Source organism: Hydrogenoanaerobacterium sp., assembly GCF_032017025.1.
Lineage (GTDB): Bacteria > Bacillota > Clostridia > Oscillospirales > Ruminococcaceae > Hydrogenoanaerobacterium.
In genome coordinates, this window is record NZ_DALZQO010000025.1 from 14,704 (window position 1) to 29,014 (window position 14,311).

The 14,311-nt window shown below is 50.6% G+C and carries 12 protein-coding genes; 9 read left to right on the top strand and 3 right to left on the bottom strand.

The window, feature by feature from the left end:
- The first annotated feature begins 280 nt into the window (after nucleotides 1–280).
- The 4 genes from RTV33_RS13100 (at nucleotide 281) to RTV33_RS13115 (ending at nucleotide 5,192) form a co-directional block, all read left to right on the top strand.
- The gene (locus RTV33_RS13100) at nucleotides 281–2,440 is read left to right on the top strand and encodes a Tex family protein (protein WP_312644959.1); all 2,160 of its coding nucleotides are present in this window, start codon (nucleotides 281–283) and stop codon (nucleotides 2,438–2,440) included.
- Between the two features lie 61 nt (nucleotides 2,441–2,501).
- The gene (locus RTV33_RS13105) at nucleotides 2,502–2,951 is read left to right on the top strand and encodes a PH domain-containing protein (protein WP_312644961.1); all 450 of its coding nucleotides are present in this window, start codon (nucleotides 2,502–2,504) and stop codon (nucleotides 2,949–2,951) included.
- Nucleotides 2,948–4,396: a PH domain-containing protein gene (locus RTV33_RS13110; protein WP_312644962.1), complete on the top strand. Its 1,449-nt coding sequence runs from the start codon at nucleotides 2,948–2,950 to the stop codon at nucleotides 4,394–4,396. The genes RTV33_RS13105 and RTV33_RS13110 overlap by 4 nt, the downstream gene beginning before the upstream one ends.
- A 79-nt stretch (nucleotides 4,397–4,475) precedes the next feature.
- Complete coding sequence (locus RTV33_RS13115; RefSeq protein WP_312644964.1) at nucleotides 4,476–5,192, top strand: DUF4352 domain-containing protein; 717 nt, start codon at nucleotides 4,476–4,478, stop codon at nucleotides 5,190–5,192.
- 75 nt (nucleotides 5,193–5,267) lie between these two features.
- Here RTV33_RS13115 and RTV33_RS13120 read toward each other — a convergent pair whose 3' ends face one another.
- Nucleotides 5,268–6,266: a GGGtGRT protein gene (locus RTV33_RS13120; RefSeq protein ID WP_312644966.1), complete on the bottom strand. Its 999-nt coding sequence runs from the start codon at nucleotides 6,264–6,266 to the stop codon at nucleotides 5,268–5,270.
- A gap of 20 nt (nucleotides 6,267–6,286) precedes the next feature.
- Nucleotides 6,287–6,979: a hypothetical protein gene (locus RTV33_RS13125; protein WP_312644968.1), complete on the bottom strand. Its 693-nt coding sequence runs from the start codon at nucleotides 6,977–6,979 to the stop codon at nucleotides 6,287–6,289.
- Nucleotides 6,980–7,308: 329 nt separating this feature from the next.
- Here RTV33_RS13125 and secA point away from each other — a divergent pair, with 329 nt between their 5' ends.
- Both secA and RTV33_RS13135 read left to right on the top strand, forming a co-directional pair.
- A complete protein-coding gene (gene secA / locus RTV33_RS13130) occupies nucleotides 7,309–10,044 on the top strand; it encodes a preprotein translocase subunit SecA (protein WP_312644970.1) in 2,736 nt (911 codons plus the stop codon).
- 332 nt (nucleotides 10,045–10,376) lie between these two features.
- A complete protein-coding gene (locus RTV33_RS13135) occupies nucleotides 10,377–10,955 on the top strand; it encodes a hypothetical protein (protein ID WP_312644972.1) in 579 nt (192 codons plus the stop codon).
- A 58-nt stretch (nucleotides 10,956–11,013) separates the two neighbouring features.
- Here RTV33_RS13135 and RTV33_RS13140 read toward each other — a convergent pair whose 3' ends face one another.
- Nucleotides 11,014–11,547: a QueT transporter family protein gene (locus RTV33_RS13140; protein WP_312644974.1), complete on the bottom strand. Its 534-nt coding sequence runs from the start codon at nucleotides 11,545–11,547 to the stop codon at nucleotides 11,014–11,016.
- A gap of 232 nt (nucleotides 11,548–11,779) precedes the next feature.
- On the opposite strand from RTV33_RS13140, the gene RTV33_RS13145 reads away from it, so the two are divergent.
- The 3 genes from RTV33_RS13145 (at nucleotide 11,780) to RTV33_RS13155 (ending at nucleotide 14,258) form a co-directional block, all read left to right on the top strand.
- The gene (locus RTV33_RS13145; RefSeq protein ID WP_312644976.1) at nucleotides 11,780–12,469 is read left to right on the top strand and encodes a nitrilase-related carbon-nitrogen hydrolase; all 690 of its coding nucleotides are present in this window, start codon (nucleotides 11,780–11,782) and stop codon (nucleotides 12,467–12,469) included.
- Nucleotides 12,470–12,484: 15 nt separating this feature from the next.
- Nucleotides 12,485–13,531, top strand: coding sequence for a nitrilase-related carbon-nitrogen hydrolase (locus RTV33_RS13150; protein WP_312644978.1), 1,047 nt, complete (start codon nucleotides 12,485–12,487; stop codon nucleotides 13,529–13,531).
- A gap of 247 nt (nucleotides 13,532–13,778) precedes the next feature.
- Complete coding sequence (locus tag RTV33_RS13155) at nucleotides 13,779–14,258, top strand: YbaK/EbsC family protein (protein WP_312644980.1); 480 nt, start codon at nucleotides 13,779–13,781, stop codon at nucleotides 14,256–14,258.
- The last annotated feature ends 53 nt before the right edge of the window (nucleotides 14,259–14,311 follow it).

Sequence of the window (14,311 nt, forward strand, 5' to 3'; positions counted from 1 at the left end):
CTGCCGGCGGATGGGCTTGTTTTGAGTCTACCGCAGGATATCGTAATTCGCTGTTGCTATCGTCTTTTTCAACATGCTTTAAGCAACAGAAATTGCTGTGCGTGAGTACAAAGCCCGTATTTTGTGGTATAATATTTTTATAGTATCTATTCTTTGTTATGCGGTTTTATTTTTTGTTCATTGCCAAACCGAAATCGCTAAAGATGGACTGAGAAACCATAATATTTTTGATTTGTGGTATGATTTTTCTCTATTTTGTTTATGATTGGAATGGGACAACATGGATTTGATGAAACAACTCACCACCGAGTTTAACCTGCGCGAGCAACAGGTGGAGAACACCGTCAAGCTGATTGATGACGGCAACACCATCCCGTTTATTGCGCGCTACCGCAAGGAGCTTACCGGCTCGCTGGACGATCAGGTCCTGCGCGAGCTGTTTGAGCGCCTTACTTATCTGCGCGGCCTTGAAAAGCGCAAGGACGAAGTGCGTACATCCATCACCGCACTTGAGCAGATGACCGACGAAATTGAGCAGGCATTGGCCGATGCCAAAACCCTGTCCGAGGTGGAGGATATCTACCGCCCCTACAAACCCAAACGCAAAACCCGTGCAAGCATGGCAAAAGAAAAAGGCTTGGAGCCGCTTGCCATCAAGCTTTTGCTGCAGGAGCCCTCGTTTGACCCGCAAGTTGCAGCCGCCGAATACGTTAGCGAAGAAAAGGGCGTTGCCACCGTGGAAGAAGCCCTTGCCGGCGCACAGGACATTATTGCCGAAATGATTTCGGACAATGCCGATTGCCGCAAGCTGCTGCGCCAGTACCTGTTCAAGTTTGGTATGGTAAAAGCGGCGGGCACCAAAGAGGATATGGGCGTTTACACGATGTACAGCGAGTTTTCCGAGCCAGTAAACCGCATTGCGGGGCACCGTGTGCTTGCGGTAGACCGTGGTGAACGCGAAGATTTCCTTAAAGTATCGATTGTCGCCGACAGCGACGCATGCAAGGCGATTTTGTTCCGTCACTATGTCAAGGGCGAAAACGCATCCTCCGCAATTGTAAAGGCCGCCGCGGAGGACGGCTACGACCGTTTAATCTTCCCCTCGCTCGAGCGCGAAATCCGCAACCAGCTCACCGAAGGCGCGGCGGAACAGGCAATCAAGGTGTTTGGCTTAAACCTGCGCCATCTGCTGATTCAGCCGCCGGTGAAAAACTCGGTGACCCTGGGGCTTGACCCCGGCTACCGCACCGGCTGCAAGCTTGCCGTGGTGGACGCTACAGGAAAGGTGCTGGAAACCGGTGTTATTTACCCCACACTGGGTAGTGCAGGTAAAATGGAAGAGGCAAAGCGCATCACCAAGGCGCTGATTTTAAAATATCAGGTCACTACCATTGCCATTGGCAACGGCACCGCGTCGCATGAGTCGGAGGTGTTCATTGCCGACCTGCTCAAAGAGCTGGACTGCGGCGCAGCCTACATGGTGGTAAGCGAGGCGGGCGCTTCGGTGTATTCCGCAAGTAAGCTTGCCGCTGAAGAGTTCCCCGAGTACGATGTCTCGCTGCGCAGCGCGGTTTCGATTGCGCGCCGCCTGCAGGACCCACTTGCCGAGCTGGTAAAAATTGACCCTAAGGCAATTGGCGTGGGGCAGTACCAGCACGATATGCCCAAAGCCAAGCTGGATGAAAGCCTTGACGGCGTGGTGGAAAGCTGCGTGAACTCGGTGGGGGTAGACCTTAACACCGCATCGTTTGCGCTGCTTGCGCACGTTGCGGGCATCAACAGCGGCGTTGCCAAAAACATTGTCGCCTACCGTGAAGAAAACGGCAGATTTACAGGCCGCAAACAACTTTTAAAGGTGCCAAAGCTCGGCAAAAAGGCCTTTGAGCAGTGTGCAGGCTTTTTGCGCGTAATTGGCGGTGAAAATATTCTCGATAACACCTCGGTGCACCCCGAAAGTTACGACGCAGCCAAAAAGCTGCTGGAGCTTTGCGGCTACACACTGGCAGATGTTAAAAACAACAGCATTGGTGAAATCCGCGAGCGTGCGGCGCAGTTTGGCTTGCAAAAGCTTGCCGAGCAAGCCGGCGTTGGCGTACCAACCCTCAACGACATTATGGGAGAACTGCTTAAGCCCGGGCGCGACCCGCGCGACGAGCTACCCAAACCCCTGCTGCGCACCGACGTTATGTCGCTTGCCGACTTAAAAGAGGGAATGCTGCTGGACGGCACCGTCCGCAACGTGATTGACTTTGGCTGCTTTGTGGATATTGGCGTGCATGAAGACGGTCTGGTGCATATCTCTGAAATTGCCGACCGCTACATTAAGCACCCGTCTGAAGCCGTTAAGGTGGGTGACATCGTCAAGGTCAAGGTGCTTGGCGTCGACTTAAAACGCAAGCGTATTTCCCTCAGCATCAAGCAGGCAGGCAAACAGCCCTAGTTTTTATAAGCTTGAATAGGTTTGTACCGTGAAATAATTTTGGAAAGGGGGTTAGTGCATTATGAATTTTCATAAGATCGACCACAAAGCTCTTCTGGTGTGGCGTATCCGCCTGTGTTTGTGTGCGCTGGTTCCCTCTTTTCTTTCGGCGCTGTTCTTTTCACCCAACAGCTTAATTTGGGTGATAATCACCATGGTATGGATAACCGCGTTTCTCATTTTGTTTCTGTGGTACTATCCGCTGAAATACCGCAAACTGAGTTATGCTGCAAATGGCGATGTTCTGGTGATCAACTGCGGTGTTATTTATACAAGACGTAAATCAATTTTAATAAAAAACATACAGTATATCTCTTTGGTAACATTGCCGCTGCATAAGGTGTTTGGGCTTTGTGCGGTCTTTTTCCATGCGGCAGGCGGTTATATCTACCTGCCCTGCATACGGCAGGGTGACGCATTGCTGCTGCAGGAGATGCTCACCCCCTGCAAAGGCGGTGACGACCGGGTATGACACAGTACCGCGCACACCCTATTATGATTATGGAGCACCTGTGGCGTTTTGGCTACCTGCTTATCATCCCGCTGGCCCGTGGTATTATTGCGGGCTGGCAGAGCGGCCTCACCGGCTGGCTTGAGGGCGCATGGCTCGATCTGCTCGTGCTACTCTCCATCTTTTTGCTCGCTTTATTGCGCTGGTACTTTATCACCTGTGAGCGCCGGCCGGATGGGTTGTACCTAAATATGGGGCTGATCTGGCACTCCAGAAGCTATATCCCGCAAAATCACATTGACACGCTCGCCATCACCTACCCGTTTTATCTCAAGCCGTTTGGTGCGGTGCGGTTGCGTGCCGACACCAAGGCGGGCAACTTTGAAAAGGCCGATGTAAAGCTTACCCTTCGCAAACGTGATGCAGAAATTTTATTTGAAGACCGTACGCACCGCTACGCGGGCGAAAGCTACCTTGCCCGTGAATATAAGCCGCGCGGCATCTATATTGCGGCGCTTTCAGCGATTTTATCCAACTCGCTGGCAGGCGTGCTGTTTTTTTCAACTTTTATTACACAAACAGGTAACCTGCTGGGCGAAGAGTTCGAAAACCGCATTTTTGGTACATTTGAAACCTTCACCAGAATGATGGCATTCGGTATTCCGCCTGCGGCCGCCGCCATCGCCTACCTGATGCTGTTTGGCTGGTTGTATACTTTTATACGCAACCTCATCCGCCACAAAAATTTTTGTGCACGCAGGGGCGAGGGTGCTCTTACGATTACAGGCGGTATTTTTACCAACCGCAGGTACTCGGTGGCGGTGGACGCCATCAACTATGTGGATGTGCGGCAGAGCGTGCTGACGAAAATCCTGGGGCTGTATTCGGTGTTCATCCATGCGGTGGGCTTTGGCAAGGCAAAGGACGATGTCTCCGCGCTGATTCCTGCATCCAATTCACGCGATTTAATGCGCCACCTCAGCCTGCTTTTACCCGAATTCAAGCCCACCAAGCGGCAGGTAAGGCCAAACTTTGGTGCACTGTTCCGTTTTCTCAACGACGCGTTTTGGTGGTGTGTACTGCTGCCCTTGGCGACATATATTATGGTAAAGCTGTTCCCTTCGTGGTCAGAGTTCATTTTGTGGGTGGGCTTTATGTGCTGCCTGCCGGCGTACCTGTTTTTAACGGTGCGTATCATCGACTTTACCACATCGGGCATTGGGCGCCATGGCGGCAGCTATACCCTGCGTTATTCCAGCGGCTTTTATCTGCACACTGTGATGATGCCGCGCGATAAGGTGGCAACCATTACGCTGCGCCAGAGCATTTTTCAAAAAATGGACAATAAATGTGATGTGCTGATCTTCTCAATTTCTGAAAAGCGCAGCCGCCACCACATTCGCAATATTGATAAAACTATGGCGCTACAGGTACTGGATATTCAGCTGAAGGAAAATGGCGACTAAGAAATTTGGATGTAAACGGAATTGCTTTTGTAGCAAAACCATAGTATAAATGAATAAAACCCCATGGGAGGCAGATGCAATGGATTATCAAAACAATTTGGAACATCAACCGGAAGAGGGCGCTCAGTCTGCTGAGCAGCCACCAAAGCGCTGTGTGCGCTGCGGTTCCCCGTTGCATGGCCCCTTTTGCAGCCTTTGCGGGCTGCCGGAGAGCGCTGCCTCCGCGCGGTACATACCCGTTTCTGCTCCAACACACAAAAAACGCAAAACATCCACTGTCCTATTGATTGTACTTGCTGCGGTGGTGGGCCTTGCCCTGCTGGTGGGCGGCTGCACCGCATTGTTTCTGGTTGCCGACCGCGCCGGCACCCTGGAGCCGTACCGCGAAGACTCATTTGACAGCTCGCCTTATGAAAGCTTTGGCTTTGAATTTGGCTACAACAACGAAACACGGGATATCCGTGTGGATGCGCTGGGCACACAGCGCAGCACCGGCAGCACCGAATTCCCCGCGCCCGAGGGCAGGGAGTACCTGATTGTCAACCTGCGCATCACCAATCTTGGCAATGACATCATCACCTATGACACCGCAGATTTTGAGGTGAGCACCGGCAGAGGCAACCTTGTACCCGCACAATACACCGATATCGATGCTTCCACCGCACTGGGCTACGGCAGGCTGCTGCCTACCGGTGAGGTAGAGGGCAGTGTGGTGTTTCTTGTGCCAAAGGGCGAGCTCAACCTTGTGCTGTATATGAGCGACTATGAAACCACCATTAGTTTTCCGCTTTTGTAGCAGTGAAACATGATACAAGCAAAAAAGACCTGCTCTTTCGAGCAGGTCTTTTTTTAGTCAGCCTAGAATGGCAACTTATTTCAGAGCCTCGCTTACCGCAACTGCGCAAGCAACGGTAGCGCCAACCATCGGGTTGTTGCCCATACCAATCAGGCCCATCATCTCAACGTGAGCAGGAACAGAAGAGGATCCTGCAAACTGAGCGTCGCCGTGCATTCTGCCCATCGAGTCGGTAAGACCGTAGGAAGCAGGGCCTGCACCCATGTTATCGGGGTGCAGGGTACGGCCTGTGCCGCCGCCCGATGCAACGGAGAAATATTTTACATTATTTTCGTAAGACCATTTCTTGTAGGTGCCGGCAACCAGATGCTGGAAGCGGGTGGGGTTGGTGGAGTTACCGGTGATGGAAACATCAACACCCTCTGCTTTCATGATTGCAACGCCTTCAAGAACATCGTTTGCGCCGTAAACCTTAACTGCAGCTTTTTCGCCGTCAGAGAACGCAACGGTTCTGACAACTTCCAGCTCGCCGGTTTCGAACACATAGTTTGTCTCAACATAGGTAAAGCCGTTGATTCTGGAAATGATGTAAGCGGCATCTTTGCCAAGGCCGTTCAGAATAACTCTGAGGGGCTCTTTTCTGGCTTTGTTTGCAGTTCTTGCAATACCGATAGCGCCCTCAGCCGCAGCGAAGGACTCGTGCCCTGCGAGGAAGCAGAAGCATTTGGTTTCGTCACGCAGCAGCATTGCGCCCAGGTTGCCGTGGCCAATACCAACGCTTCTCTGCTCTGCAACAGAACCGGGGATGCAGAATGCCTGCAGACCGATACCGATTGTTTCGGAGGCTTCAGCAGCAACTTTTTTGCCGGTTTTCAGTGCGATAGCGGTGCCCAGTATGTATGCCCAAACTGCGTTCTCGAACGCGATAGGCTGCACGCCTTTTACAATTTTATCAACATCAATGCCGTGCTCCAGGCAAAGGTCTCTTGCAGCCTCTAAGGATGCAATTCCATATTCTTTCAGACATGCCTCGATTTTAGGCATTCTTCTTTCTTTGCTTTCGAATTTTACCATGTTATTTCCCTCCTTCTAACTTATTCTTCTCTCGGGTCGATGTACTTCGGCGCATTTGCATAACGTCCGTATGTACCAACGTTTTTCTCAAACGCCTCTGCAGGGGCAACACCATGGCGGATATCCTCCATCATTTTGCCAAGCTTGCAGAACTTGTAGCCGATAGCCTCGCCGTTCTCATCCACAGCAACGGACATGATATAGCCCTCTGCCATTTCGAGGTAGCGAACACCTTTTGCACTGGTAGAGAAGATGGTACCAACCTGAGAACGCAGGCCTTTGCCCAAATCCTCAAGGCCGGCGCCGATGGGAAGACCGCCCTCGGAGAACGCAGTCTGGGTTCTTCCGTAGACGAGCTGTTTGAAAATTTCGCGCATTGCAACGTTAATTGCATCGCAGACGAGGTCGGTATTCAGTGCCTCGAGAATGGTTTTGCCGGGCAAAATTTCGCCTGCCATAGCAGCCGAGTGAGTCATACCCGAGCAGCCCAGTGTTTCAACCAGAGCCTCCTCGATAATACCGTTTTTAACATTCAATGTCAGCTTACATGCGCCCTGCTGAGGTGCGCACCAGCCAACACCGTGAGAAAGACCGGAAATATCGGTAACCTCATAAGCTTTTACCCATTTGCCCTCTTCAGGGATTGGAGCCGGACCGTGTTTCGGACCCTTGGTTAGTGTGCACATTCTCTCAACTTCATGAGAATAGTTCATATTGGTAACTCCTTTCGGTTCAATTTGTACCTCTATAGGTCGGTAAACCATAATACCGCATACCTACCTTTTATTATAATGGTTATAGGACAAGAGCGCAAGATGTCGAACTGTTAAAAATGTGTCAAAGCATGCGGGTTTTTTCGTGCTTTTTGGTATATTAAAAATACAAAAAGTCTATAATTCTATTTGTTTAGGGTTTCTTAACAGTTTCTTATTACAAATATGTTTGACATGCCGCTTGGTGGCTTGTAAAATAAGAGTTATATGCGAATAGCGGCAATTCTATTTTTGTTAAAATACTGCGGACGACGAGAGGAGATTGTTCCATGGGATTATTCGATAAAATTTTTGGCTCCTACTCCCAGCGGGAACTGAAGAACATCACCCCGGTGATGGAAAAAGTACTGGCACTTGAGGAAAAATACCGCGCGTTCAGCGATGATGAGCTGAAAGCGATGACACCAAAATTAAAACAAGAGCTTGCAAACGGTAAAACGCTTGACGATATTTTGCCCGACGCCTTTGCGGTATGCCGTGAGGCGTCTGACCGCGTATTGGGCATGCGCCCGTTCCCAGTACAGGTCATCGGCGGCATCGTACTTCATCAGGGCAGAATCGCTGAGATGAAAACCGGTGAGGGTAAAACCCTCGTTGCAACCCTGCCGTCCTACCTCAACGCACTCACCGGTAAGGGTGTGCACATTGTCACGGTGAACGATTACCTTGCAAAACGTGACTCTGAGTGGATGGGCAAGCTGCACCGCTTCCTCGGGCTTTCGGTTGGGCTTATCGTGCACGATATCGACCCCAACGACCGCAAAGCGGCATACAACTGCGACATTACTTACGGTACCAACAACGAATTTGGCTTCGATTACCTGCGCGACAACATGGTGGTTTACAAAGAGCGCCAGGTACAGCGCGGCCATCACTTTGCCATTGTCGATGAGGTGGACTCCATCTTGATTGATGAGGCGAGAACCCCGCTCATTATTTCGGGCCCCGGCGACAAATCTACCGAACTTTACGGGCTTGCCGATAAATTTGCCAAGACTTTGCATATGGTCAAGGTAAAAGAGCTGGATGCCAAAGAAGACCATGACGACGTTGAGGCAGACTTCATTGTGGATGAAAAGGCAAAAACTGCAACGCTCACCCCGCGCGGCGTCAAAAAAGCGGAAAAAGCCTTTAACATCGAGAACCTCAATGACTCCGACAACAACACCCTGCTGCACCACATCAATCAGGCAATTCGCGCAAACGGCATTATGCACCGCGATATCGATTATGTGGTGAAGGATGACGAGGTTATCATCGTCGATGAATTCACCGGCCGTTTGATGATTGGCAGACGCTACAACGAGGGTCTGCACCAGGCAATTGAGGCAAAAGAGGGCGTAAAGGTTGAAAAAGAGTCGCAGACGCTTGCAACCATTACCTTCCAAAACTACTTCCGTATGTACAGCATACTTTCGGGTATGACCGGTACCGCTATGACCGAGGAGGGCGAGTTCCGCGAGATCTACAACCTTGACGTCATTGAAATTCCAACCAACAAACCGATTGTACGCCACGATTTCCCCGATGTTGTTTATAAAACCGAAAACGGTAAATACAATGCCATTATCGACCAGATTGTGGAGTGCCACGAAAAAGGGCAGCCCGTTCTGGTGGGTACCATCTCGATTGAGCGCTCGGAGCTGCTTTCGTCTATGCTGAAAAAGCGCGGCGTAAAGCACGAGGTGCTCAATGCCAAGTACCACGAAAAAGAGGCAGAGATTGTCTCGCAGGCGGGCAAGCCCGGTGCGGTCACCATCGCCACCAACATGGCGGGACGCGGTACCGATATTATGTTGGGCGGCAACGCCGAGTTTATGGCAAAATCCGAAATGCGCCGTCAAGGCCTCGACGAAGAAATGATTCACGAGGCGACCAGCTACGGCGAAACCGATGACGAGGAAATTCTCGCGGCTCGCAAGCTGTTCCAAGAGCTTAACGCCAAATACAAGGCGGAAGTCGCACCCGAAGCACAAAAATCCAAGGATTCGGGCGGCCTGTTCATCATCGGCACCGAGCGCCATGAGTCACGCCGTATCGATAACCAGCTGCGCGGACGTTCGGGACGTCAGGGCGACCCCGGCGACACCCGCTTCTTCATCTCACTTGAGGACGATTTGATGCGTCTGTTCGGCGGTGAGCGCATCCAGAATATGATGGATACCCTCGGCGTAGACGAGGATATGCCGATTGAAAACCGCATCCTCACCAATTCCATTGAGAACGCACAGGGCAAGGTAGAAGGGCGCAACTTCGGCATCCGTAAAAACGTGCTGCAGTTTGACGATGTTATGAACAAACAGCGTGAGATCATCTACGGTCAGCGCTGCAAGGTACTCAACGGCGAGAACATTCGCGATTACATCCAGAAGATGATTTCTGATTCGATTGACAGTGCCATACAGCAGTATCTGGGCAACAGCGACATCCGCGAGGAATGGAACATTGACGGCCTACGCTACCACTTCATGGGCTGGCTCCTCGACGACGGCGATCTCAAATACGATATGAAAACGCTGGAAAACACCCCTAAAGACGAAATCCGTTCGTTTATCCAGAAAAAAGCGGATGAAAAATACGCGGCGCGTGAGGCACAGTTCGGCGAGCAGCTCACCCGTGAGCTGGAACGCGTGATTCTGCTGAAAAACGTTGACCGCCACTGGATTGACCACATCGATGCGATGGATGACCTGCGTAAAGGCATTTACCTGCGCAGCTACGCACAGAAAGACCCCGTGGTTGAGTACCGCATTGAGGGCTTTGATATGTTCGACCAGATGATTGACTCGATTCGTGAGAACACCGTCAAGATGATGATGACCGTGCAGATTCGCACCGAAGATGAGCCCGAGCGCGAGCAGATTGCGAACCCCACCTACACGGCGGGCGGTGACGGCAGCATGAAAAAACAGCCTATTCACAAATCTGCAGCCGAAAAGGTTGGCAGAAATGACCCGTGCCCCTGCGGAAGCGGCAAAAAATACAAAAAGTGCTGCGGCCAATAACAACACCGGCAGCAATTCAGGCAAAAACAAGCCCGCGGCAGAATTATCTGCGGCGGGCTTGCTGTTATAACTTATTTTATGTATGCGAACAAGTACGTTTGCCCGGTTTCTCTCGCAACGATCGGCTGCCGTTTTTTCTTATTTGCAATATAAAGCGCGATTCACCGAGAATCATTTGTTTTTCTACCTGAAAGCGTGTTATAATAAGATTAATATGTACGGCAAAGCCGTTTATGCCTGCCTTTGGCGGGTAGCGCCGCAAACGCGGCGCGTTGTTCTTGTTGCTATACCAATCGTTAGCTTTTACAATTTGACAGTTACGGAGGCGCGCCATGTCTTTTAAAATCAGCCTGATCGACGGACAGCCCGTGTGGGATTCCCTGCCCGTCGCGAAAATAGTCAATTATCCTCTGGAAAAACGCGACTACAAGCCGTTTGTACAGGCACGTCTGTGCGTCAGCCGCGAAAGCATTTGGGTGCGCATGTGGGCGTTTGAGGCAATTCCGTCCGAAAGCAGCACGCTTATGGTAAACCTCAACCTGTTCCCCGAGCTTTCGGACAAGTATATCTCTATGGCGGCAAGCTACGGCGGTTTGCTTACCAACGAGGTTTGTGGCGAGCAGCGTATCTCCATGGCGGAATATCTGGTGCTGCCGCGGGTGAAATCATTCGCATCTGAGGATTTGCAGGGCATTTACTGGGGTGTGGTGTTTGAGCTGCCGCGTACACTGCTCACCAAAGTTTACGGCAGCAATGAGCTGGCCGCCAACAAGCTGATTAAGGGCAATCTTTACAAAATAGACCAAAGTGATTGCAGTGAGCATTACGGCTGCTTTTATCATGTGAATTTTCTGGATAAAGACGCGTATGGCCCAAAATACTTCGGCGATTTTGAGTTAGTGCCGTATTAGGCTATAAAAATAAAACTCGACGATTGGTTATCGTCGAGTTTTTTGTTGCAAGTTTTATTTAAAAATGCCCAAACAGCTTTGCATCCAGTTTGGTTTTCTTTAAGGTATACACCAGCAGCAGGCCAAGCACGCAGCAGGCAACAACCTGCCCCAAGCCAACGCTGATTGCCGACGTTATAAACCCGACCCAAGAAGCCCCCTCGGGTAAAAAGAAATAGGTGATTTCCCAGCCAATGACAAACGCGTTAACAAGCACCGGCGGAAGTGCTGCCAACACCGGCAGCCCCTTGATGCAGATATTACGCAGCAGGTAGGTGAGCACTGCCGCAAGCAAAGTGGCAAGCGTGCCGAATAAAATATCCAGCGGCAGGGTAGCACCCATTGCCACACCCACAATGTTGGTAATTAGGCAGCCCACCGTTACGCCTACAATGGCATAGGGCGAAAATACGGGCAGCAGGGTAAGTGCCTCTGAAACTCTAAACTGCACCGCGCCGAACGAAATGGGCGCAAAAGCTAAGCTCAGCACCACATAAATAGCGGCAAGCATTGCGCACATCGTCAGCTTTCTGACGTTTGTGTTCCTCATCATTCAATTTTCCTTTCGTAGTGTGGTTTTAAGTCAGGAACTTGCGACTGACTACCCGAATACACTCTATCGGGCAACGCTTATTTTATCGCATTTTTTCTCATTTTGCAATACCCGCCCGTTTTCTGTTGAATTAAAGGAATATTTTATATATAATGTATTTTGTAAAGTAAATTATGGATTATACACCCATTGGGTAGTACATAGAGATCGACAAATATTGGAGGGGTTTCCCATGCAGGATCTTTTTCTCAACATTATTGATGCATTTGCATCCCCCGCACCGCAGAGCAATTTTGTGGTGTTTAAAAACAGCGAACCTGTTCTTTCGATGAAACAGGGTGGCAGCTATTTTAAAAAATGTAAAAAATATGCCAAAGAATACAACACCTATGTGGTAACAGGGCTAATGAATATTGCAGATTTTTTGTGCGTTTGCATGTTTGACCCCAACGGTAAGCTGGCCGGGGCACAGCGCGCGCTGTTTTTTACCCGCGACAACCGTGACCTATATAAAAAGGCAAGCAACCTCGCGCTGTTCGACACCCCCTACGGCAAGGTTTTTCTTTGCGTGGATGCGGACATCTACAACCCCGAGGTGCAACGCCACGCGCGCCTTGGCGGGTGCGAAATACTGGTAAGCTCGCAGTGGATTGCCCCCAATGAATACAACGACCAAAAGCTGTTTACAGGCGGCTGGGGTGCGGCACAAACCAACAATTTTTTGGTTTTGTCGGCAAACAACAATACTGCCTCTGTAAGTGCGCCGTTTCTCGCCACTATGGATAACACCGGCTTTGTGGTGCCGCCCGCCCAGACAGCCTCTGCCACATTTAATGTCAGCCGGCTTTGCAACATCCACAGCAATTACTATAGTTCGCATTTTAACCATGAACTGTACGCCGCGCACCGCAAACTGCTTTAAGAGAGGGGAACCAACATGTTTTCATTTCCAACACCGTTTTCCCTCAAGGGAAGCGAAAAAAAGATTATTAAGGTTATTGATCGGCTGGCAATTGACCGCAGCGATAACCTCGGCTTTATTGACCCTGCCGCAGTTAAGGTGGCAGCAATCCCCATCAAGCTTCGCCCATACAAAAAGCTGGATGATTTTGTTGAGCACCTTTTTAACAAGATGGCAATTGCAGTGGAGGGTGGCGCACAGGTGGTGTGCTTCCCCGAGCTGATTGGACTTGCACCACTCACTATGGTGCCCAAGTATGACCGCATCCTCTCGGATTACAAGGCTTGTGATTCGAGTGAGCGCGGGCAGTTTACCAACGATGTGATTTATGATTACTACGATTTTTTGCAGGAGGTGTACTTTACCACCTTTTCTGAGCTTGCATGCCAACACGGTGTGTATGTATTGGCGGGCAGCACCTACCTGTTTGAGGGCGATAACCTCTACAATCGTTCTTATTTGTTCGACCCCGATGGCGATGTCGTCGGCTATCAGGACAAAACCCACCTTACCGAGGACGAAGTGCAAATTGGTGTGACTGCAGGCAGCACCATTACGCTGCTGCAAACCAGGCTGGGTAATTTTTGTGTGTCCATCGGGCAAGACAGCCACTACTTTGAAGTATCCCGCATTGCAAAGGGGTTGGGTGCACAGGTTATGCTTTGCCCCACCTGCAACATCAGCTACGCCTGCCGCCACCCCAATGTGGCGGACGTCTACCTGCGTGTGCAGGAAACCTCTCTCTATGCGGTAAAAGCCTCAATGACGGGCGATATTCTACAGCGCCGCTTCGGCGGTGTCTGCGGTATCTACTGTCCGTCGTCGGTGTCGGCGGAAAGGCAAGGAATCCTTGCAAGCAGCGACAACGACCTGGAGAAGCCTGTGGTCTCGCGCATCAACCTCACCAAGCTGGACCACGCCTTTAATCCCTACGCCTGCGACATCAACGAGGAGTTTTCTCTTGATTTTGCCGAGCGTCACTTTGGGCGCACAGAGCCGGCTGCCTTAAGCATTGGCGAATAATTTTTACGGTACCCTTTGCCTTAGGCAGAGGGTACTTTTTTGCAGCTTGGTAACCCGCAAGGGCAGGATAGTAGCAATTGCATTGACTGGCAAGCCTTATTTGAACCTAGTATAGACAGTAGCTACAAAACCAATGAGGAGGTGTTCGCTTGAAGCTTGGCACCGAAGTTGCACGAACAGAACAATCATGTTAGAATAAATATTAAAAATGACGGCAATCGTTACAATCAGCTTAGGGGGAGCATCTATGGCAATTGAAAGAGTAAAGAAGTATTTTGAGCAGTTTGGGCTGGAGAATCGGATACAGGAGTTTAATGTGTCGAGCGCAACGGTAGAGCTGGCAGCGCAAGCGCTTGGTTGCGAACCGAAACGCATTGCAAAAACACTGTCCTTCAAGGTAAATGGCGGCTGCATCTTAGTTGTTGCGGCAGGGGATGCCAAAATTGATAATCCCAAATACAAGGCAAAGTTTTGCACCAAGGCAACCATGCTGGCTGCCGATGAAGCGCTCACGCTGGTTGGCCATGCAGTGGGCGGAGTTTGCCCGTTCGGCATTAACGAAGGCGTTTTGGTTTATCTGGATGAGTCTTTGAAACGCTTTGAAACGGTTTTTCCCGCCTGTGGAAGCAGCAACAGTGCCATTGAGCTGACTATTGCGGAGCTCGAATCGCTTTCTCGTTACACCGAGTGGGTGGATGTTTGCAAAGGATGGAACGATGAGGCATAAACAGCGCCCGCTTTTTTGCTGGGGCAAAGATAAAAAAAGGGTATCAACAGCTT

What these genes read in the sequence shown, in the direction of transcription:
- RTV33_RS13100 (WP_312644959.1), top strand. Translation starts at nt 281, where the DNA reads ATGGATTTGATGAAACAACTCACCACCGAGTTTAACCTGCGCGAGCAA.
- RTV33_RS13105 (WP_312644961.1), top strand. Translation starts at nt 2,502, where the DNA reads ATGAATTTTCATAAGATCGACCACAAAGCTCTTCTGGTGTGGCGTATC.
- RTV33_RS13110 (WP_312644962.1), top strand. Translation starts at nt 2,948, where the DNA reads ATGACACAGTACCGCGCACACCCTATTATGATTATGGAGCACCTGTGG.
- RTV33_RS13115 (WP_312644964.1), top strand. Translation starts at nt 4,476, where the DNA reads ATGGATTATCAAAACAATTTGGAACATCAACCGGAAGAGGGCGCTCAG.
- RTV33_RS13120 (WP_312644966.1), bottom strand. Translation starts at nt 6,266, where the DNA reads ATGGTAAAATTCGAAAGCAAAGAAAGAAGAATGCCTAAAATCGAGGCA.
- RTV33_RS13125 (WP_312644968.1), bottom strand. Translation starts at nt 6,979, where the DNA reads ATGAACTATTCTCATGAAGTTGAGAGAATGTGCACACTAACCAAGGGT.
- secA (WP_312644970.1), top strand. Translation starts at nt 7,309, where the DNA reads ATGGGATTATTCGATAAAATTTTTGGCTCCTACTCCCAGCGGGAACTG.
- RTV33_RS13135 (WP_312644972.1), top strand. Translation starts at nt 10,377, where the DNA reads ATGTCTTTTAAAATCAGCCTGATCGACGGACAGCCCGTGTGGGATTCC.
- RTV33_RS13140 (WP_312644974.1), bottom strand. Translation starts at nt 11,547, where the DNA reads ATGATGAGGAACACAAACGTCAGAAAGCTGACGATGTGCGCAATGCTT.
- RTV33_RS13145 (WP_312644976.1), top strand. Translation starts at nt 11,780, where the DNA reads ATGCAGGATCTTTTTCTCAACATTATTGATGCATTTGCATCCCCCGCA.
- RTV33_RS13150 (WP_312644978.1), top strand. Translation starts at nt 12,485, where the DNA reads ATGTTTTCATTTCCAACACCGTTTTCCCTCAAGGGAAGCGAAAAAAAG.
- RTV33_RS13155 (WP_312644980.1), top strand. Translation starts at nt 13,779, where the DNA reads ATGGCAATTGAAAGAGTAAAGAAGTATTTTGAGCAGTTTGGGCTGGAG.